This is a genomic window from Pilosibacter sp. NGB245, from assembly GCF_057397225.1.
Genome location: NZ_CM171584.1, coordinates 579,373 through 599,482, shown reverse-complemented (window position 1 = coordinate 599,482; position 20,110 = coordinate 579,373). Strand labels below are relative to the sequence as shown.

General features: G+C 50.5%; 18 protein-coding genes. 2 read left to right on the top strand and 16 right to left on the bottom strand.

The window, feature by feature from the left end; all coding sequences use genetic code 11:
* Positions 1-93: 93 nt before the first annotated feature.
* The 6 genes from ACXMYH_RS02550 to ACXMYH_RS02525 form a co-directional block, all read right to left on the bottom strand.
* Positions 94-1,080 (bottom strand): glycosyltransferase family 2 protein, encoded by a 987-nt coding sequence (locus ACXMYH_RS02550; RefSeq protein ID WP_118530011.1) that lies wholly within the window; start codon positions 1,078-1,080, stop codon positions 94-96.
* Positions 1,077-3,275, bottom strand: a complete 2,199-nt coding sequence (locus tag ACXMYH_RS02545) for a glycosyltransferase family 2 protein (protein ID WP_118530013.1) — start codon at positions 3,273-3,275, stop codon at positions 1,077-1,079. The genes ACXMYH_RS02550 and ACXMYH_RS02545 overlap by 4 nt, the downstream gene beginning before the upstream one ends.
* Positions 3,272-4,231, bottom strand: a complete 960-nt coding sequence (locus ACXMYH_RS02540) for a glycosyltransferase family 2 protein (RefSeq protein WP_118530015.1) — start codon at positions 4,229-4,231, stop codon at positions 3,272-3,274. Before ACXMYH_RS02540 ends, ACXMYH_RS02545 begins: the two co-directional genes overlap by 4 nt.
* Before the next feature lie 171 nt (positions 4,232-4,402).
* Positions 4,403-5,356, bottom strand: a complete 954-nt coding sequence (locus ACXMYH_RS02535) for an NAD-dependent epimerase/dehydratase family protein (RefSeq protein ID WP_486555462.1) — start codon at positions 5,354-5,356, stop codon at positions 4,403-4,405.
* A gap of 163 nt (positions 5,357-5,519) precedes the next feature.
* The gene (locus tag ACXMYH_RS02530) at positions 5,520-7,496 is read right to left on the bottom strand and encodes a thiamine pyrophosphate-binding protein (protein WP_118530019.1); all 1,977 of its coding nucleotides are present in this window, start codon (positions 7,494-7,496) and stop codon (positions 5,520-5,522) included.
* A 28-nt stretch (positions 7,497-7,524) separates the two neighbouring features.
* A complete protein-coding gene (locus ACXMYH_RS02525; protein WP_486555461.1) occupies positions 7,525-7,701 on the bottom strand; it encodes a hypothetical protein in 177 nt (58 codons plus the stop codon).
* A gap of 203 nt (positions 7,702-7,904) precedes the next feature.
* Between ACXMYH_RS02525 and ACXMYH_RS02520 the strand changes: the two genes are divergently transcribed.
* A complete protein-coding gene (locus tag ACXMYH_RS02520; protein WP_485663264.1) occupies positions 7,905-9,233 on the top strand; it encodes an N-acetylmuramoyl-L-alanine amidase family protein in 1,329 nt (442 codons plus the stop codon).
* Between the two features lie 109 nt (positions 9,234-9,342).
* On the opposite strand, the gene ACXMYH_RS02515 is transcribed toward ACXMYH_RS02520, so the two are convergent.
* The 7 genes from ACXMYH_RS02515 to ACXMYH_RS02485 form a co-directional block, all read right to left on the bottom strand.
* Entirely contained in the window at positions 9,343-9,489 is a 147-nt protein-coding gene (locus ACXMYH_RS02515; RefSeq protein ID WP_182426457.1) for a hypothetical protein, read from the bottom strand.
* Positions 9,490-9,671: 182 nt separating this feature from the next.
* Positions 9,672-10,463: an HAD-IIB family hydrolase gene (locus tag ACXMYH_RS02510; protein WP_486555460.1), complete on the bottom strand. Its 792-nt coding sequence runs from the start codon at positions 10,461-10,463 to the stop codon at positions 9,672-9,674.
* Positions 10,464-10,542: 79 nt separating this feature from the next.
* A complete protein-coding gene (tig, locus tag ACXMYH_RS02505; protein ID WP_486555459.1) occupies positions 10,543-11,730 on the bottom strand; it encodes a trigger factor in 1,188 nt (395 codons plus the stop codon).
* Positions 11,731-12,120: 390 nt separating this feature from the next.
* Positions 12,121-13,512: an aminopeptidase gene (locus ACXMYH_RS02500; protein ID WP_215702091.1), complete on the bottom strand. Its 1,392-nt coding sequence runs from the start codon at positions 13,510-13,512 to the stop codon at positions 12,121-12,123.
* Positions 13,513-13,543: 31 nt separating this feature from the next.
* Complete coding sequence (gene dtd / locus ACXMYH_RS02495; protein ID WP_118321724.1) at positions 13,544-13,999, bottom strand: D-aminoacyl-tRNA deacylase; 456 nt, start codon at positions 13,997-13,999, stop codon at positions 13,544-13,546.
* A gap of 96 nt (positions 14,000-14,095) precedes the next feature.
* Positions 14,096-14,815, bottom strand: a complete 720-nt coding sequence (locus ACXMYH_RS02490) for a GTP pyrophosphokinase (protein ID WP_118530362.1) — start codon at positions 14,813-14,815, stop codon at positions 14,096-14,098.
* Positions 14,816-14,882: 67 nt separating this feature from the next.
* Positions 14,883-15,779 (bottom strand): S1 RNA-binding domain-containing protein, encoded by an 897-nt coding sequence (locus tag ACXMYH_RS02485; protein ID WP_118321723.1) that lies wholly within the window; start codon positions 15,777-15,779, stop codon positions 14,883-14,885.
* A gap of 375 nt (positions 15,780-16,154) precedes the next feature.
* Here ACXMYH_RS02485 and ACXMYH_RS02480 point away from each other — a divergent pair, with 375 nt between their 5' ends.
* Positions 16,155-16,883: a phosphatase gene (locus ACXMYH_RS02480; RefSeq protein ID WP_118297442.1), complete on the top strand. Its 729-nt coding sequence runs from the start codon at positions 16,155-16,157 to the stop codon at positions 16,881-16,883.
* A 237-nt stretch (positions 16,884-17,120) separates the two neighbouring features.
* On the opposite strand, the gene ACXMYH_RS02475 is transcribed toward ACXMYH_RS02480, so the two are convergent.
* The 3 genes from ACXMYH_RS02475 to ACXMYH_RS02465 all read right to left on the bottom strand — a co-directional run bounded on the left by ACXMYH_RS02475 (position 17,121) and on the right by ACXMYH_RS02465 (position 19,819).
* Positions 17,121-17,567 carry a hypothetical protein gene (locus tag ACXMYH_RS02475; protein WP_142411843.1) on the bottom strand — a complete coding sequence of 149 codons (447 nt, stop codon included), beginning with the start codon at positions 17,565-17,567 and terminating at the stop codon, positions 17,121-17,123.
* 105 nt (positions 17,568-17,672) lie between these two features.
* Positions 17,673-19,118, bottom strand: a complete 1,446-nt coding sequence (locus tag ACXMYH_RS02470) for a sensor histidine kinase (protein ID WP_215702093.1) — start codon at positions 19,116-19,118, stop codon at positions 17,673-17,675.
* A complete protein-coding gene (locus ACXMYH_RS02465) occupies positions 19,115-19,819 on the bottom strand; it encodes a response regulator transcription factor (protein ID WP_486555458.1) in 705 nt (234 codons plus the stop codon). Before ACXMYH_RS02465 ends, ACXMYH_RS02470 begins: the two co-directional genes overlap by 4 nt.
* Between the last annotated feature and the right edge of the window lie 291 nt (positions 19,820-20,110).

Genomic DNA, 20,110 nt, shown 5'->3' with positions numbered 1-20,110 from the left:
TTTTCTTAAGAAAATCTGAGATTTCCGTAAAATATCGGTTACAGTACGCGGACATTCCCTGCCCGCGCACTGCAGCAACCGTTGAATTGCAATTCAGGCTTTGACTTTCAGCTTTGCTGCCTGTCTCCTGGAAAACTCATAAATATAAACCGCGGTGCCGGCGATCAGCTCGATCTGGATCCCGATCTCCCGCTTTAATCTTCCCTTAAAGGAAGGAACACGCTTGCAGTTCTTCAGCGTTCTGATCCCCTCAAGGAACCCAGCCACATAATCTTTTCCGAATCCCATCTTCTTAAAGAACAGGAATTTCACAAAAGTACCGGCCAGAAGACACGGAGAATTTAAGAGAAGCTGCCATCCACGCATGTTCTTATAATTTAAATAGACATTGTTTCTCGCCGCAAGCTTTACCTTGAAGGAGTTATACTTGGAACCACTGGTCCCGCTTCCCACATGGTACACCACCGCTTCCGGACAGAACACATTGTCATATCCGTAAAGCTTTGCCCGGTATCCCACATCGATATCCTCAAGGTACGCGAAGTGCATCTCATCGAAGTATCCGATCGTCTCAAACACTTCCCTGCGGTAGATCGCCGCGCCGGCACAGGCCGTAAACACGCGGCAGCTTTTTTTATAAAGACCTTCCGGACGTCCAACGCCTCGCTGGAATGCCCAGCCGAGAACGCTGTACATATCTCCGGCATCGTCCATGAGATCCGGATGATACATCTGGATCATCTTGCTGCTGACGGAAAAGATCTTCTCCGACCGGTCCATGGCCCGCTCCAACGCTTCCACATAGTGCGGAGCCACTTTCGTATCGTTATTTAAGAGGATCACATACGGAGTATCCGCCGCCTTGATCCCGACATTGACCGCACCGGAAAAGCCGGTGTTCTCCGGAAGAAAGATCGACGGGATCTGTTTCTCCTTCAGCCACTCCACACTTCCGTCCGTGGATCCGTTGTCCACCACAAGGATCTTAAAATCCTTTGTCGTCTGTCTATCCAGAGCCTCAAAGCACGGTTCCATAAACGAGAGTCCGTTATAATTCGGAATTATGATCGTTGTCTTCATTCGTCTAACGGTACCTCCAGTTTATATGGTTCCCCGATCTTCTCCTTTTTCAGGTCGCGCAGAGCAAAATTTGATTTCCGCAGCGTCAGGTTCGGGTTGTAATAAGGATCTCCGTTCTTTAAGATATCCGGCCAGCGCTTCGCGAAGGTTGCGATCTCGCGGTTGAATCTCGCCACTTTCTCCGGAGTGTCCTCAAGACCGCGGGACTTCGATTCGTAATGATGCAGCACCGCATACGGAGCATAGACCACGAGTTTTCCGAGCTTTCTGACCTTCATGCAGTAGTCGATATCATTGAATGCGACGGCAAGTTCCTCCGTAAATCCGCCCACGGCGTCAAATACGGAGCGCTTGCTCATCATGCAGGCCGCTGTGACGGCGCTGTAATCCTGGGCGCACATTGCCCGGTTGAAGTAGCTGTTCTCAGATTTGTGGAGACCGATAAACGTGTGTCCCGCGATGCCGCCGAATCCGATGACAACGCCGGCGTGCTGGATCGTATCATCCTCATAGAGAAGTCTTGCGCCGACAATTCCGACGTCCTCTCTCTGGGCAAAGCCGAGCATCTCCTCGACAAAGTTCTTTGCGATCAGCTCGATATCGTTGTTCATGAACAGAAGGTATTCGCCCTTTGCATGCTGTACGCCGAAGTTGTTGATCGCGGAGTAGTTGAACTCCCGCTCCCAGCGGACAACGTGTACATTCGGGAATTCCTTCTGGATCTTCTCATAGTAGGTCCATGTCGCCTGTTCTGTGCTGTTGTTCTCCACGATGACAAACTCGAGGTTCTTGTACGTCCCTTCCGTCAGCATCGGGCGGATACAGTTGTCGAGATCGACGGTGTGGTCCTTGTTCGGGATGATCACGGAGACAAGCGGATCTCCCTTGATCTTAAATGTCGTGTGATAAATGCCGTAGTCCACGCCTTTTTCCACTTTCTCCGCCTCGATCCCCACTCTCTTATAGTGGTCCATGATCGCGCGGGAACCGGCTGTGAAGGCGTAAAGCTTGCTCTCCGGGTTGCTCGCTGTGGAGTTCGGATGGCAGCGCCAGTGGTATAAGACCTTCGGGATATGGCAGATCTGCTCTGCATTCTCCGTACAGCGGAAGATAAAGTCATAATCCTGGGCTCCGTCATACTCCGCCCGGAAACCGCCGATTTTATCAAGCAGTTCTTTCTTCACCACGAACAGATGGCAGATATAGTTGACGCTTGTCAGAAGGTCTGGATTGAAATCCGGCTTAAAATGCGGGTCAAACAGTTCATCTCCATCCATATCCAGCTTGTCCTCATCGGAATAGAGGACATCACATGATCTGTTTTCATTCAGTTTTTTCGCGCACTCGAAGAGCGCATTCGGTGTCAGACGGTCATCATGGTCCGCAAGGACAACAAAATCGCCCTCCGCCATCTCGAGAGCCGCGTTGGTATTACCGGAAATTCCGAGATTTTCGCCCAGAACCTTATACCGGATCCTGGAATCCTTCTCCGCATATTTCTTTAATACATTCTCAACGCTCTCTCCGGCCGGACTGCCGTCCGCGATGCAGAGTTCCCAGTTTGCGTAGGTCTGCTCCACGATGGAATCCAGCATTTCCTTTAAAAACTTCTCCGGAGTCTTATAGACCGGGATCACGATGGAGAACTTCGGCATATACTCAAAGGTCTCTTTTTTCTGCGCTTCCAGCTCTTCCTCCGACGGTTTTGTGAGATTCCACCACTCTGCGTAGTCGTAATCGTCATCGATTCCCTGGATCTTATGCTTTGATTTTAAGATCAGGGCCTTCAGACCATTCTCTTTCAGGAAATCCCAGGCAACATGAACCGTCTCCATATTCATCAGGTTCATAAGTTTCTGGACTTTGCGGTTCGCCGCTCCTGTCTTTTTGCGGATCATCATATCGCTGTATTTCACGCGGGTCGTCTTCTTCTCCCCGCAGATTACAAGATAGTAGATCTTTCCATGTTCATACGGGAAACGGATATCAAACCCGAGATCGCGGTCGATGATCTTTTTGTAGTAGATCTGGCTCACGTCGTCCCGCCTTGTCGGAACGATCTTCGCATCCACCGGATTCCCCGCTTCGTCCTCGATCCGGTATGTGATCACGGAATCCGGGTCATTTTCCACAGCCCAGCCATTTAACTGAATCGTCTGCTCACGGACTCTCATCACTTCAACACTGTATTTCATACTTCCTCCTGCGCAGCCGGCGTGTCAAAATTGATCCGCTCCTCCTCGACAACAAGCGGACGGTGCATCACACGGGTATTGATGCTCATGATATACTCGCCGAGCAGTCCGATAAAGAAGATCTGGACCGAACCAAGGAAACACATTCCGATCAGAAGCGGCGCCATACCTGCCGCAAAGCGGTCCCAGTAGAGGAGCTTCATGATCAGATATACCATTCCGACAAGAAAACTGATCCCGCCGCAAAATGCGCCAAAGAATGTCGCAAGGCGCAGTCCCGCTTTCGTGTAGGAGGTGAAGCTTAACATCGCCGCATCGTATAATTTATAGAAGTCATTGTGAGTCTTCCCCGCGCGGCGCTTCGGCTGTTCATACGGGATCTCTTTTCTCTTAAATCCAAGCTCCGCGACAATTCCGCGAAGGAACGGAGTCGGATCATTCAAATTTCTTAACACTTCGATAAACTGTCTGTCATAGAGACCGGATCCCGTGAAATGTTCGATCTGCTCTACATCAGACAATTTACGGATCAGTTTGTAATAGCAGCTTCTGAGCCAGTACATGACCGGATTTTCTTTGCTGCTCGTCTTGATCCCGATAACGATCTTATAGCCATTCTCCCATTCATGGACATACTTCGGGATCAATTCCACCGGATCCTGGAAATCTGCGACCATGGAGATCACGCAGTCACCGGTTACCTGAAGGATTCCATAATATGGGGAGTTGAACTGTCCAAAGTTTCTCGCATTGAAGATCGCCTTGATCTTCGGGTTCTTTGCACAGAGCATCCTGAGCAGTTCTCTCGTCTTATCCGTGGAGTCATTGTCGATAAAGACCAGCTCGTAGTCGTACTGCGGCAGCTCTTTTGTGATGATGCCGATGACCGCTTCACTGATCGGAACGACATTCTCCTCCTCGTTATAGCATGGAATCAAAACGCTGATTTTTTTCATGTTATATTTTCTTCTTCCTTAAATAATTGTTACCTGATCTTTAACTTTTATCATTGTAACCATTTTTTCTGTTTTGTCAATACCGGGCAGTGTTCACGGCATTTTTTGTCGATCCGGATCCGCTATGCACCACCACAGCCGGTCCTGCCCGAGTTTCCCCGTTTTTCCTCTCTATACGGTCCTTTTCCTGAGTGCGATCATCCGGGTAATGCCGGTCTTAAAGTCGACTTCCGGCTTCCATCCCGTCACCGCCTTTAATTTCTCAATGGACGGCATCAGGTTGATCAGACCTTCCGCATTTTCCCCGCGGGTATTGTATCGGGTTTCGCCCTTTCCGCCGCAGCGTGTATGGATCTCCTCCACGAAATCCTTTAATACCTTTGTCTCCGCGCCTCCGAAGTTAAAGACAGGATTTGAGATCCCCTCAAATGCCGTTTCCTCCGCCTCGCAGAGCGCCGCCATTCCTCTCGCCAGATCATCGATATAGAGGAAATTCCAGTTCTGCGTGCAGGCGCCGAGGGACATCTCCCTGTTGTTCAAAAATGCGTCCAGACAGGATTCGACTAACGTCCACGGGTGGTCTCCCGGTCCGTAGGCGCTGAAGATCCGCGCGTGAATGTAACGCAGGCCGAGCTCCCCGCAGAGCGTTTCGCCCTTTTCGCGCATCGCGAGCTTCGCTTCGCCGTAGAGGGATTTCGGCTCGCAGGCCGTCTCCTCCGTGATCAGATCCCGGTGCATTCCGTATTCTGCCTGGGATCCGGAGAACAGGAACTTTTTACATCCCAGTGCCTTCGCAGTCCGGATCGTCTCCAGGGAGATCTCCAGATTTTTTTCCTGAAGCGCCCGGTCTGTTCTCGACGCACTTCCGGAACCGCCCCAGCCGAAGTGGCAGAAGACATCCTGCGGCTTTGTCACTTTTTCCAGAAGCTGTTCCGGCTCGGAGAGATCGTTTTCAGTCACGAGAAGCCGCCCGGATAAAAGCGCCTCCTCGTTTCCGTCAAGGATCGTGCCGAGTTTTGAGGACGCGGGGCGCGCGATGGCAGTCACCGTATGTCCTCTCCGCAAGAGTTCCCGAACTGTCGCCGCGCCGACAAAACTCGTCGCGCCTGTCATGATGATATTCATATTATGCTGCCCCTTTCCTCTGACAAACGCAGCTGTTCAGTACCTTCACAGCTACGAGCAAAAATCCATTCCGGATCGGCTGCGCCGATGGGATTTTTGCCTTCATTCCTATCCTTTATTAAGGTCTGCGCAGCAAGTGCGCAGACCTGCGTCACTGACAAACCTACTTATTTTCCACCAGCGGGATATACATATTCTCCTTGAGTTCCTCCTCCGGAAGGAACGGCGCAAGATCCTCAAGCGGTACAGATACCATCGTTCCGTCCGGCAGCATCTTCGCAGATGCCTTTGGCTCAAATCCCTGCTTCATATCAACAAAGATCTCACAGATCACCGGACCTTCCGTCGCAAGTGTCTTCTCCACAGCAGCACCAAGCTCGCTGTTGTGATGCGCCGCCACATACGGATAGCCGTAAGCCCAGGCAAGTTTCTCCATACTCGGGAAGCTTAAGTCATGGCTGTCCACGCCGATTCCGATGAGCGGCTCATGGAAATGGGTCCTCTGGGTCTGACGGATGGAGTGGTAGCCGCCGTTGTTGATCAGGAAGATCTTGATCCCCATATGATGGTGGATGATCGTCTGAAGTTCCTGAAGGTTCATCTGGATGCTTCCGTCACCGGTCACAAGGATAATATCCTTTGTATGGTCCGCCACCCATGCACCGATCGCCGCCGGGAGGTCGTAACCCATGGAAGCGATCGCAGAGTTGCTGATAAACCGCTGTCCTTTCTTCATCTCATAGGCATGTCCGCCTACCACGCACGCGGAGCCGTTGCCCACAACCGTGATCACATCCTCCTCCACGCGTTTGCTGATCTCCTTGATCGCCGCGTAAACGTTTGCCGGCTCATCGTCTCCGGCCTCATAATGTTTCGGCAGAACGACCGGATATTTTTCTTTCCAGGTCTGGCACTGACGGATCCAGCTGTCCACTGCCTCTTTGTCCTTTGCACCGCCGTTCGGATCAAATTCTTCCTCATCGAGAACGAGTTCCAGCTTCTCGAGAAGATCCTTTACGTCCGCATGGACCGGCATATCAACGTGGACCGTCGGTTTCTTTAACTCTTCCGCGTCGATGTCATTGTAGATCACATACGCTGCTCTCGCCCATGTCGGGTAATTGTAGCCAACCTGGCGGATGGAAAGACGGCTTCCCAGCGATAATAAGAGGTCACTGTTCTGAACCGCAAAGTTTCCGGCGCGGTCGCCCATATGTCCGGCACGTCCCACATAGAGCGGATCTGTATCGTACATGCAGTCGATGCTGTTCCAGCCGGTAACAACCGGGATCCCGAGCTTTTTCACGACTCTTGTAAATACATCAAACGCTTTTCCGATCCGGATCCCGTTTCCGGCATTGATCACCGGACGTTTTGCCTCGCGGACCTTCTTTAAGATCTCTCTCGCCTGTTCTACTGTCACAGGATCCGGAAGTTTCACGCGCTTTTCTCCCTGTCCGCTCACATCAGACGGGATCATAGCCGGTTTTCCTTCAATTTTATTCATCATGCAGATCGTGCATCCGGAACATCCGGTTCCATGTCCGGACCAGCCGGTGCCGCCCGCCTCGTAATCATCTTTGTCGAATCCCAGTAAGGATTCCGTCTCGATATACGCGCCTTGGACATTTAACGGGATGTCCAGCCAGCACGGACCAGGTCTTCCTGTCTGTGCCAGATAAAGGGCCTTTTCCAGGCAGAAGCGGATCCGCATCGGATCCAGCACCATCTCGCTGTACTTTGTCATACAGTCGATTGCCTTTGTGATCTCAAATTCCTGATCTCCCATCGCGCGGATCCCCAGACCTGTGCTGTGGGCCGTCGTGTCGTAGCGGACCTGTCCGGATAAAACGAGCATCGGGATCGAGTCGAGCCAGCCGCCGACAACGCCCGTGATCGCGTTTGTTCCGCCAGGGCCTGTCGTCACGCAGAGCGCGGCGATCTTGTTGTGGATTCTCGCATACGCCTCCGCAGCGATGGCGCATGCCTGTTCATGGTGGTTAAAATAGCAGTGAAGTCCCGGCTGATGTCCGAGTCCGTCATCCAGGTGCATCGCACCGCCTCCGGTCACCATAAATGCATCGGTGATCCCCTCGTCTACCAGCTTCTGGGCAATATAATCAGAAACTTTCATTCTCATAAGTGAAACCTTCTCCTCTCTCAAACTGTCAGATTCCAGCCATATTGACCTTCCTTTTCCCCAGACACATGGCTGAGTCTGCGCCGGGTATACCTTCCTCGATTATACCATGCGGACCGCATACAGTCCAGTAAATCATGTTTTTAACGGGATTTTCAGGGGATCCCCGGGGCATTTTTTCCCCTTTGTTTTCCGTTTTTTCCATCCGGTGAAATCCTTTCCACGGTGTTCCAGATATGCCAGGAACCCACACTGGAATTCCGTCATCACAGACTGTTATAATCAGCCGGTAAACAAAAACAACTGTACGGCATGATCTCAGGAGCTGCTGCCGATCCGTCCTGTCCACAAGCTTCTGACCTGCCGGACAAGAGCATGATTTCATATCAAAAAGGAGAGAAGGATATTATGAAAAAACAGACAAGGATCGCCGCTGTCTTATCCGCAGCAGCATTCATGACAATGGTCTCCGGGCTGCCGGCTTACGCTGCATCCCACGGATGGGTGACAGAAGGAGATGCAAAGGTCTATTACGATGAAGACGGGTACCTCACCACCGATGCATGGAGAAAGCGCGGGGAAGACTGGTACTATCTTGGTGAGAACGGTCAGATCGTGACCGATGCGAAGATCGACGAATATTATGTGGACAGCGAAGGAAAAATGGTGACAAGTGCATGGGTAGAATTAAAGAATGAGGAAGATCCGGACTCCCCGGAGACTCCCGATACCTTCTGGTACTACTTTGAAAAGGATGGAAAGTCCGCTGTCTCCAAATGGGTAAAATTTGACTCTAAATGGTACTATTTTGACGAGTCCGGCCATATGGCGACAGGAAAGACGGAGATCGACGGAGCTACTTACTATCTTGGAACAGAAAAAGACGGGGCGATGAAGACCGGATGGATCCGCCTGGAGGAAAACAGTCATGTGCCGGGATCTTCTGAGAGCTGGTACTACTTTAACTCCGACGGAAAGATGGTGACTACCCAGTATGACAAGAAGATCGACGGAAATTACTACACCTTCATCGACGGAAAAATGCAGACAGGCTGGGTCCTGATGCCGTCCGGGAGCGATGCGGACGCGACCGGCAGCAATGCAGCTGTCCCGAACGTCACAGATTATCAGTACTACGGACCGTCCGGGGACGGAAAACGCGCCGAAGGTTTTCACTCCATTGAGGGGATTTCCGGGATCCACGAAGCCGACGAGGTGTACACCTTCTGCTTTAAAGCAGGAAAACCATACGTTTCCACGAAAAAGGGGAATTCTCTCTTCACGATCAACGCGAAAAAATACGCCTTCAGTGATCTCGGCATCATGCAGACCGGAAGACAGATCGTGAATGTTGCGAACGATGAGATCGCGAACTTCTGCTTCGGCGAGGACGGCATCATGAAGACAGGAAAACAGACGATCTTCAATGAGGAGACGGGTGAGACCGAGAACTGGTTCTTCCACACCGACGGCGACAAGAAAGGTCAGGGATACCATGGACTCCGCGACGGCATCCTCTATGTATACGGAAAGAGACAGGACGCCACTGCCGACCAGAGATATGCACCGGCGGACTTAAACGGCACCACCTACCTTGTCGGAACAGCCGGAAATGTACAGAAAGCGTCCGCTTCCTCCACTTCCACAGCGAAACCGGAGCTTGGACGTGGATATAAAGATATCAAAGATGCGAACGGAACGATCTGGACTGTAAATACGGCCGGTGTCGTCCAGTAAACAGGACATTGAATTCCTGCGAAATAACCGCGGACCTGCTGCCTTTCGCAGCCATCCGCGGTTATTTCTATCCACGGCTGCCCGATCAGTTCTGTGCAGCCGCATTCTCCTATTTACTTTCTGTAATATACGCTTTTACCAGGCGGTTCAGTGTACCTTTCATCTGTACCACAATGTCCATCAGCCTGTCGTTCTCTTCGCGAAGCCTTTGGTTTTCTTCTTCCAGAGCACTTTTGTAATGTCGTTCCATGCTCATTGTTTTCGTCCCCCTTACGCCTCGTCCGCAGCCGCCCTTTCCCGCGTCTGCTTCCTTTTTCTTAAATATATAATACATTTTTCCAGAATTGAAAAGTAGTTTTTGAACGCAAGTTTCGACAGCTTTCGAAAACGCAAAGCGACAGTCCCACTCAAAAGCAGAACTGCCGCAAAACTCATCTTTTATATGATATGAAGTTTTTCAAATGCCCATGCGATCCCGTCGTCCTCCACGTCCTTCGTGATAAAGGTCGCGTAAGGTTCCAGGCCTTTCGCGTGTTTTTCCATGATGATACTGTTTCCGGCATAGCGGATCATCGCCAGGTCATTCATACTGTCACCGAAGGCGTAGGAATCTTCTCTCGCGACCCCATAGTGTTTCAGGATCACTTCCATCGCCGTCGCCTTATCATAGCCTGTCGGCACACACTCATAGAGTCCGTGTCCCCGGTCGATCGCAGTCATATCCGGCGCCAGGATCTTTAAGAAGCTCTCCGCATCACTATTCTCATCCGCCAGAACACAGAACTTGTCAAAATCGACTTCTTCCGTGTTCCAGTCTGTGCTCGCAAGTCCCTGGTTTTTATATACAACGTTCTTCACATGTTCGATCTCTTCCATGTGGGAGACGCCGATCTGGACCGTACAAACCTTCGGTCCCTCAAGGATCCCGTCGAGTCTGCACGCGAGGATCGCTCTCTGGAGCTCCATCCGGCGCTTCGCGGAGATCTTTCTGTGAAGCAGGGCTTTTCCTTCCGCTTCTATGTAGGTTCCGCATCCGCAGAGGTAACCGTCGACCGGTACTTTCCCCTCAACGTCCTTCATCAGGCATCTCGTCCGCCCGGAATTGATGAATATCAGATGTCCGGCGCGGCGCGCCTCGGTGATCGCAGCCGCCGCGCTCTTCGGAAGCTCTTTCGACGCATCCACTAAGAGCGTTCCGTCAATGTCAAAAAATAATGCTTTTCTTTTCATATTGTTCTCTTATCGCATTTCTGCTGTCAGTATCTCTGCTCAGCACTTTGCAGAATAGCCGGACCATTTCCTGTCCGTATTATTTTGCTTCCGTACTGCTTTCGCTTTCCTCTGCAACAGTCTCTGCTTCTTCTAAGATATTCTCTGCTTCCGTTGTCTCTGCAGTGGTCTCCGGCGCTTCAACGTAAGTAGAATTGTCGATCAGGTAGTAGTAGACAGCACCCATATCAAAGATCTGGTTTGAGGAGTCCTCACCGTATGTTGCCGTCATCTGCGCCGCATTCTTGAAGTAATTCATAACAGCGAGCTTATCTTTCTGATCTTCAGTCGCAGAGAGATTTTCCTGTGCCTGAATCGCGTCTAAAACGAGCTGCTGTTTTACAAGGTTTTCAGCAGTATCGCGAAGTCCGTCCTCATCCGTTCCGAGGAACATGCTGAGGAACTGGTCAAACTCAAGACCATAGCTGCTCGCATAGCTGGAGTATGTGGTCTTTAACTGATTGAACATATCATCAACAGCGTCCGGATCTGCTGTGACTTCGGAGTTATTGATCACTTCATTTAAGAGCTCACTTCCGGCTGCGTTGAAGAACTGGCTGTCGGCCTCCGCCTGGAGATCCGCACACACTTCCTCTTTTAACTGATCAAGAGTCGCTGTATCATCGTTGTAATAACGTTTTGCGAGGTCATCGTCCACCTTGCTCTCAGACTCAGATTTTAACTGGTTTAATTTCACATGGAATACGACTTCCTGTCCTGCAAGATCTGCGCTTCCGTAGTTATCCGGGAACTTTAAGTTTAAGTCTTTCTCATCTCCGACGTTCATGCCGATCACACCGTCCTCAAAGCCGTCAATGAAAGTTCCGCTTCCAAGCTTCAGATCGTAACCTTCTGCAGTTCCGCCGTCAAACGCAACGCCGTCCTTTGTTCCGGAATAATCGATATTCGCGGTATCGCCTTCCGCAGCCGGGCGTCCCTCGATCGTTACCGGATACTCTGCGCAGAGCTCCTTTAATCTTGTCTGGACCTGTTCATCCGTCACTTCCTCTACCTTTGCAGAATAAGTCAGGTTCTTATAATCTCCGAGAGTCACGCTCTCCTCGTCGTGAAGCTCTTCCTCGGATTTTGTCTCCGTCTCAACAGTTGCAGCTGCTGACTGCTCCTCAGACGCAGAGCTGCTCTCTGTGTTCTGACTCTTATTTCCGCATCCTGTTACGATCACAGCCGCTGCTGCAACACAGAGACCTGCTTTTATGATTTTTTTCATGTTTTCTTTTTCCTTCCATTCTGTCTCATATTCCCCGCGTGTCTCCCGTTTTCCGGAACATCCGCGCGTAATACTCATTCTAACATACCGTCACGCGAAAAAAAAGAGTGTTCACAGAAATTTAAGACATGTGTTAGAAAACAAGTGAAAAAACGCTTCACGAGTTTCCCCTTGTTATCGCGACAGTCGCCAAGGTCTCGCGCAAGCGCGGACTTTGACTCGTCGTTCGCGTAAATAAAAACACTCTGCAAAGATCTTCCATGTCTTACGTCCATCAGGATCTCTTCCAGAGTGTTTTTCAATAATGTTTCAATTTTTTCAAAACGGGGCGTTAGAAATGTCCTTCCGACTCCTGGACACAGCTCCTGCCGGTCCAGCCGTCATCCGCATTTATTTATAGAACGCACAGAACGCCTTATATGTATTGTATACATCAAGCTTCGAAGCCAGCTCAAACGGTGCGTGCATGGAAAGGATCGGAACGCCGAGGTCCACAACATCCACATCCATCATCGCCACATACTGGGCGATCGTTCCGCCACCGCCCGCATCGACTGCACCGAGCTCACCGGTCTGCCAGTACACACCGTTCTCTTCCATGATGCCGATGACCTTTGCCATCGTCTCCGCGCTTGCATCGCTGCTGCCGGACTTTCCTCTCGCGCCTGTATATTTTGTGAGCACGCAGCCTTTGTTTACATAACTCGAGTTTCTGCTCTCGTATACACTCGCGAACGTCGGATCATAAGCCGCGTTTACATCGGAAGAAAGGCAGATGGAATGGCGCAGCACAGTCTTTGTGTCCGCCCCGAAGCTCTCCGCGAGGTCCTCGACCGCATGATGGACATAGTCCGAGTGAAGTCCCGTATTCCCGACAGAACCGATCTCCTCTTTGTCCGTAAGGATCGTAAATGTCGTGTGTTCCGGATTCTTTGTCCCGATCTCCGCCATCAGAGCTGTGTACGCGCAGACGCGGTCATCCTGGCCGTAAGCTCCCACAAGTCCGCGGTCAAGTCCGATATCGACTGCCTTGTATGCCGGGACCATCTCGATCTCCGCACGGGTGAAATCTTTTTCCGTGATCCCGTAGCGCTCGTTCAGTAACTTCATCGCAAGAAGCTTTGCCGGATTTTTGATTTTCTCGTTCTCCTCGTCATGGTACGGGATCGAACCGATGATAATATTGAGTTCCTCGCCCTTTAAACCTTCCGCGAGCTTTCTCCCGTTCTGTTCGGAAGCGAGATGAGGGAGAAGATCTGTCACGCAGAATTGCGGATCGCCCTCATTTTCGCCGATGGAGATCTCAACGACCTCTCCGTCAGCTTTTACAACGACGCCATGCATGGATAACGGCACGGTCCCCCACTGGTATTTGCGGATCCCGCCGTAATAGTGCGGTTTTAAATATGCGATCTCATCCTTCTCAAACAGCGGATTCGGTTTTAAATCCAGGCGCGGGGAATCGATGTGGGCACCGTTCATCCTCAATCCCTCGTTCAGATCTTTTGTTCCGATTGTGGAAGCAATGATCGCCTTCTTCCGGTTGTTCCAGTAGATCTTATCCCCTGCTTTGTAGGAAGCTTTCGGATCAAATTTCTGATATCCTGCGTTTTCCAGGAGTGTAACTGCTTTTTTCACGCATTCTCTCTCTGTTTTTCCCTCATTTAAGAATGTCTTATATCCCTCACAGAAATCCTGTGCCTCCGGGATCTGCTCCGGCGCTTTTTCGCCGATATGCGGAGCTTCCCAGAGAAGTGCTTTTTCAAGATCTTTGCCGTTCATTCTAAAAATCCTCCGTATGTGTAATAGTATCCTATTTCGGGAACAGCTCTTTGCTGTCCAGCATCAGTGTAAACGGTCCGTCATTCAGCAGATCCACCTTCATATCCGCTCCAAACTCCCCGTGCGCCACTTTTTCCACATGCTTTTTGCACTGTTCCATAAAATATTCATAGAGACGGTTCGCATGATCCGGCGCTCCTGCACCAGTAAAGCTCGGACGGTTGCCCTTCCGGCAGTCTGCATACAGTGTAAACTGGCTCACCACAAGGATCTCGCCGCCCACATCCTGAAGAGAGCGGTTCGTCTTTCCGTTCTCATCCTCAAAAATGCGGAGTCTGCAGATCTTGTCCGCCATTTTATCTGCGATCGTCTCATCATCCTCATCAGATACACCGAGAAGGATCAGGAATCCCTGTCCGATGGAACCGGTCTCCCGCCCGTCCACATGTACCGACGCATGTTTTACTCTCTGTAGTACGACTCTCATCTATCTTTCCTCCAGACTGGCCGCTCTGCATCCGCTTTTCCGGAGTGCAGATCTTTCGTCTTGGAACTTTCTGTCATCAAAACAGCCGAAAACGGTCTATGTCGGACCGTTTCCTGCAAGTTCCTCCTGTTTTCTTTCTGCTTTCTCACGCTCGCGGCGCTTTTCTTCCTCACGCCTGCGCTCTTCCTCCTCGACGGCCATGATCGCCTGGTTTAAGGAGAACATCTTCATATCCAGCATATCCACCATATCTGCACAGGACTTTAACTCCCGTTCCAGATAATCCGGTGCCTTTCCCTCAAACTTATAAGCGATCTTGTGTTCCAGGGACGCCCAGAAGTCCATCGCGATGGTGCGGATCTGGATCTCGACCTTCGTATCTCTCTTTCCCTCCGACAGATAGACCGGGATCGTCACCACCATATGGTAGCTCTTATATCCGTTCGCCTTCGGATATTTAATGTAGTCCTTGACATGCAGGACTGTAATATCCGCCTGTCTGGCGATCATATCCGCGATGGGATAAATATCGGACATAAAGGAACAGATGATCCGGATCCCCGCGATGTCGTTTAAATGCTCCACCATGTTATCGATCGTGACCTCACATCCATCGTGCTTCAGCTTTTTCACGATGCTCTCCGGCGTCTTTAACCGGGAAGTGATGTGTTCGATCGGGTTGTAATTGTATAACTGGATAAATTCATTATTTAAGATCTCGATCTTCGTGTTGATGGATTTTAACGCGGAGCTGTATAAAAACATCGTTGATTTCCACTGATCGATCTGATCAAACTCTCCAGACTCTTTCGTCATGCTGACGCCCCCTTTCTTTGCAGCCGGGAACGTTCCGTCCATGCGACCATGTCTTCACGCTTTCCTGCTACAGCTTCAGACCCTTTAAGAGATCCGCAAGACCTGTGCTTGCCTGACCTTCTTCCTTATATCCGTAGGTGTCCTCAGCTTCTCTCTCCGCTTCCTCCTCGATCAGCTCTTTCATGGACAGACTGATCTTGTTGTTCGCGGTGGAGATGATCTTTACTTTTACGTTCTGTCCCTCTTTCAGCACCGCACCCGGATGTTTGATCCGCTTTGTGCTGATCTGGGAGATGTGAAGGAGACCGGTAAGTCCGTTTTCCAGCTCAACAAATGCGCCGTAATCCTTTAAGGTCTCGACCGTGCCGTTCATGACAGCGCCGACTTCACATTTTGCGATCTTTTTATTTGTCTCTTCCTGTTTTTTCTCTCTCGCTGCCTCGCGTCCGGATAATACGAGACGGTGTGTCTCCTCATCTGCCGTGATCACAGTCACTTCGATCGTCTTTCCGTCGAATTCCTTTAAATCTTCCACATACTCGTCGCTGAGGCGGGAAGCCGGGATAAAGCCGCGGATCCCTTCCAGATATGCGACAGCACCTGCGTTTACGATCTCGGAGATCTTTACCGGAACGACCGTGCGCTCTTCCATCATAGTCTTCAGTTTATCCCACGCAAGGACCTGGTTTGCCTCCTTTTTGGAGAGGACCATGTTTCCTTCCCCGTCATTTGTCGCCATCACGGTCGCCGTGATCTCATCACCCGGATGGATCATCTCCGCCATGTTGAAATCAGGATCTTCGCTCAGATCTTCTTTGCGGATCACGCCGTCCGCGTAGGTCTTTAAGTCCACGATCACCGCGTCATCTGTCACATCAAGCACGGTACCAGTCACAACATCGCCAACTCTAATTTTTTTAAGGGAAGCTTCTAACTCCTCTTTGTAATCGTCCATGGATTCCATATTTCATCTCTCCTTTTCTCATCCTCCATTTTTATTCCGCTTATTTCTATAAAAAGGCCATAAGAATGGATGATAATTTCTTCCTCTATTTAACCATATTCTGTGAATATTTGCCATAGTTTTCATAAAAATTTTATGATAAAATGTGCATAGTGATTACTGTACACAGGTAGGAATTTTCTGAACTGAAAATTCCGTATGACACCGTTATGGTCGCAGATTTTGCCGATTCGGAATGCGAAGCATCGGCAAAATCCCGTTACAGTGTGCGGGTATGAAATGCCCGTAGACTGTAACGCATAGTGATTACTGTACACAGGTAGGAATTTTCTGAACTGAAACAGGAATTTTCTGATATTTTTGGAGGCATTTACCATGAAAGATTATGCTGATCTGCATACCCATACCATCGCGAGCGGACATGCCTACGGAACCATCACGGAGATGGTCCATGCCGCTGCATTAAAGAACCTGCCGATCCTCGGCATCACCGAGCACGCCCCGTCCATGCCGGGAAGCTGCGGGGAAATGCAATTCTGCAACTTCAATGTGATCCCGCCGGTCTTAGAGGGTGTCCGTCTTTTATTCGGATGTGAATTAAACATCGTGGACTACAGCGGGACCATCGACCTGTCAGAGCGGATGTTAAAGCGCTTATCCTACACAGTCGTCAGTCTCCATGACCTCTGCCTGAAACCGGGAACAATGGAAGACAACACCTTCGCGGTGCTCACAGCGTTAAAAAATCCGTATGTCACGATCCTCGGACATCCGGATGATGGAAAATTTCCACTGGACTATGAGGCGGTCGTAAAAGCCGCAAAGGACAACCACCGCATGATCGAGCTCAACAACACCTCCCTGACACCAGGCGGTTCCCGCATCCACGCATATGAAAATGACAGGATCATTCTCCCGCTCTGCGCCAGCTACAAGGTTCCGGTCATCATGAACAGCGATGCACACTTTACGACATCGGTCGGCGACCACGCGCGCGCGGAGGCCCTCTTAAAAGAGTTAAACTTCCCGGAAACACTCATCGCGAACTATCACCCGGAGATCCTGAAGGAATATATCCCGGACCTGGCGGATTTTCAGGGCTGAATATCTCGTATCGAAATGGCAGAAATTCTCCTGGCCCGCCAGCGAGATCCATAAACCGATGTTTTTTACAGAAAAATGAGCACAAAAACGGCTGTGAAGTGATTCTTTTCTTCACAGCCGTTTTTCTTTCGTAAGAAACCATGTTTCAGGTTATTTTTCTGGACCTGCTCACCGGAACCCGTTCCTGTCAGATCTTTGTTCCACCGGGCAGGCGGTTTTCAGAGCTGAACCTGCGCTCTACTTTAACAGTTTATCAACCTTCGCCCACAGCGCCTGCAGTTCCTTCTGATCGCTCAGACGGTCCTTCTGGATCCGGATAATGTTCTCGAGCGCCGCATTCGCGCCGTCCGCGTTTAATTTCGCGTCACAGGATTTCTTCGCCTTTGTGTAAGGGTCCATACTCTCCTGATCTTCTTCCTGCTCCGCCTGGAGCTTCTGGATCTTATCCACAAGTTTTACCGCCTCATCCGACGGATTCTTCACATCCTGCCATTCCAGCAGATGCGTATTATTCTCCGCATTGATCGTATCCAGAGCGATACTGTTCTTTAACATCGTTTTCCAGTTGTCTGAGATTGCTGTCTCATACGTCTGCTTCGCAGTCTTATTATCCGCAAAGGCCGTAAGCGGCATTCCCGCAAGACATACCAGAAGACCGAATAAAAATAAAATCTTCTTCATCATTGTGTCCTCCTGTGATGTAAGCTGATAACAGATTTCCAAAAATCCGCAGATATTTTCCATGTTTTCGTGTACAGAGAATCCTTCCTCTGAACTGTTACCATCTTATCACACTTCCGTCCATTCTTCTACGGCAAAGCTGCGGCAATCCTGCGGCAGTATGATCGTAAACACGGCACCGTCCGGCGAGCTTTCTGCCGCGATATCGCCTCCCATATATTCCATGGAACGCTTCGCGATGGAAAGCCCCAGCCCGTGATTTCCGTTCTTTCCTTTATAAAAACGGTCGAACAGATGCGGCAGATCATTCTCTGCAATCCCCGGTCCATCGTCGCGGATCGTAAGTTTCAGCTGATCCCCCGACTCTTCCACAGAAATCTGAACCGTCTCCTTTGCATAGCGGATACAGTTTGATGTCACATTTGAGAACGCCCGCCCGAGCAGCATCACATCCGAGATAATCTTATGCTCGTCTCCCGGCAAAAATTCCAGTTTTATTTTTTTCTGGTAAGCAAGACCTTCCAGCCGCTCGATCTGATCCTCGATATATTCCCGGATCCCCAGCTCCACCGGAACGACCTGGTAGCGCATCTGGTCCATTCTCGTGAGCGTCAGGATCCCGTCGACCACCTCCGTCAGACGGCTGCTCTCATCCAGGATCACTCCTGCTGCCTGGGATGTATCTTCAAAGACACCTCGCTGGATCCCCTGGGCATAGCCGCTGATGGACATGAGCGGGGTACGGAGTTCATGGGACGCATTCTGGAAAAAGACGCGCTCCGCCTCGTCCGCCTTCAAAAGATTGTCCTGCATCTGGTTGATCTCATTCTCCAGTTCATAAAGCTCTTTTACGTTTGTCCCGGTCTCCACCTTTTTAAACTTCTTTTCACCGATCCCGCGCGCTGCCTCACAGAGGCGGCTCACCGGATTTGAGATACTTCCAGCTACAAACCAGAACAGCACGATGGAGACTCCCGCCATGACCCCCATGATCATGAGCACCAGTCTCGACACTTCATGTAAGATCACGCTTGTATCATGGATCGGGCAGTACAGCAGGATATTCTGGACACGCCCCGACCGTTTCTGCCCCACATCAAGAAAATAGAGCATGTATCTCGTATCTCCGATCATCTCCTCGGAGATCTCCCCGCTTTCAAACGAAGGATCATTTCCTGTCATTCTTATCAGGAATTCCGAGTACATCTGGGTCATCTCCGGCTGATCATCGTAGTTTTTCGGATACAGTACGCGGTAATTCTTTCCGATCACCAGCATCTTCGTCTCACCGGACTCCGTCTGGGCCGAGTTTCTCAGGGCATTCAGGAGACTTCCGCGGTCATCCTGTGCGCTGTTCTCATCCGGCACATCCACGTTGCTGTACTCCTCCGTAAGTTCCTCCACGGTCTTCACCATCTGCCCCAGATCCCGCTTCGCATTGTAGCTCATATGTCCGTCCAGCGCATAGCTGAACACGAACCATGCCGCCACCGGAAACGCGATCAAAAGCAGCATCACTGGGAGGAAGATCTTCATCCGGATACTTAATTTCATTCCTCTCCTCCACTCGTCAGGCGGAAGCCATATCCCCATACCGTCTCGATCTTCACAGTACTCTTCTGGTCCTTCAGCTTCTTTCTGAGACGTTTCACCATATCATCCACAGCTCTCGTGTCTACTTCCTTGCTGTCCACCTTCCACAGGGATTTTAAGAGGTCATCGCGGCTCGCCGCATGTTCCTTCCGCTCCAGCATGTGGCACAGAAAATCAAATTCCAGCGGAGTCAGGGCAAACTCCTCATCCTTTAACTTCGCAGCGCGGCGCTTCGGGTAAAGTCTGATATCCCCGATCTCATAGGAATCCTTCGACTCTTCCTCCTGTCCGGAGAACGCATCCACGCGGCGGAACAACGCTTTGACTCTCGTCACGAGTTCCAGCGGCAGGAACGGTTTCACCATATAGTCATCACTTCCGAGAGTGATCCCCGTGATGCGGTCCAGCGGGGAATCCTTTGCGGAAACGATGATGATCGGAACATGGCTCGTCTTCCGGATCTGCGTGCAGACCGTCAGTCCGTCCATTCCCGGCATCATAATGTCCAGGATACAGAGATCCGGAGCTTTTTTCTCAAACGCCTCCAGAAGAGACTCTCCATCCCCGAAACACTCCACCTCATATCCCTCTTTTTCCAGGAAATTCTCTATCAGAAAACAGATGTTTTTCTCGTCATCCGCGACATAGATCAGTTTTGACATATATATTTCCTCCTGATTTTTATCTATCCAGATAGTTTTCTCGCATTACTGTCACGATTATATCACGTTCTTCCTCGCATGGTAAATATCTGCCGCAGAATTGCCGCAAGACATAGGAGTATTGCCCTCTGTGCTTTTTCCATTTTCCCAATAACTACCAGCGGTGAGCTTCCGAACAGGAGCACCTTGATCCGGGGATCTGGCTCCTCTTAGGTCCCGGGTGACTGCGTTGGAAAAAAGATGACACTTGTTTGAGCGCAGCGAGTTGTGTCATCGTTTTTCCGTCTTTAG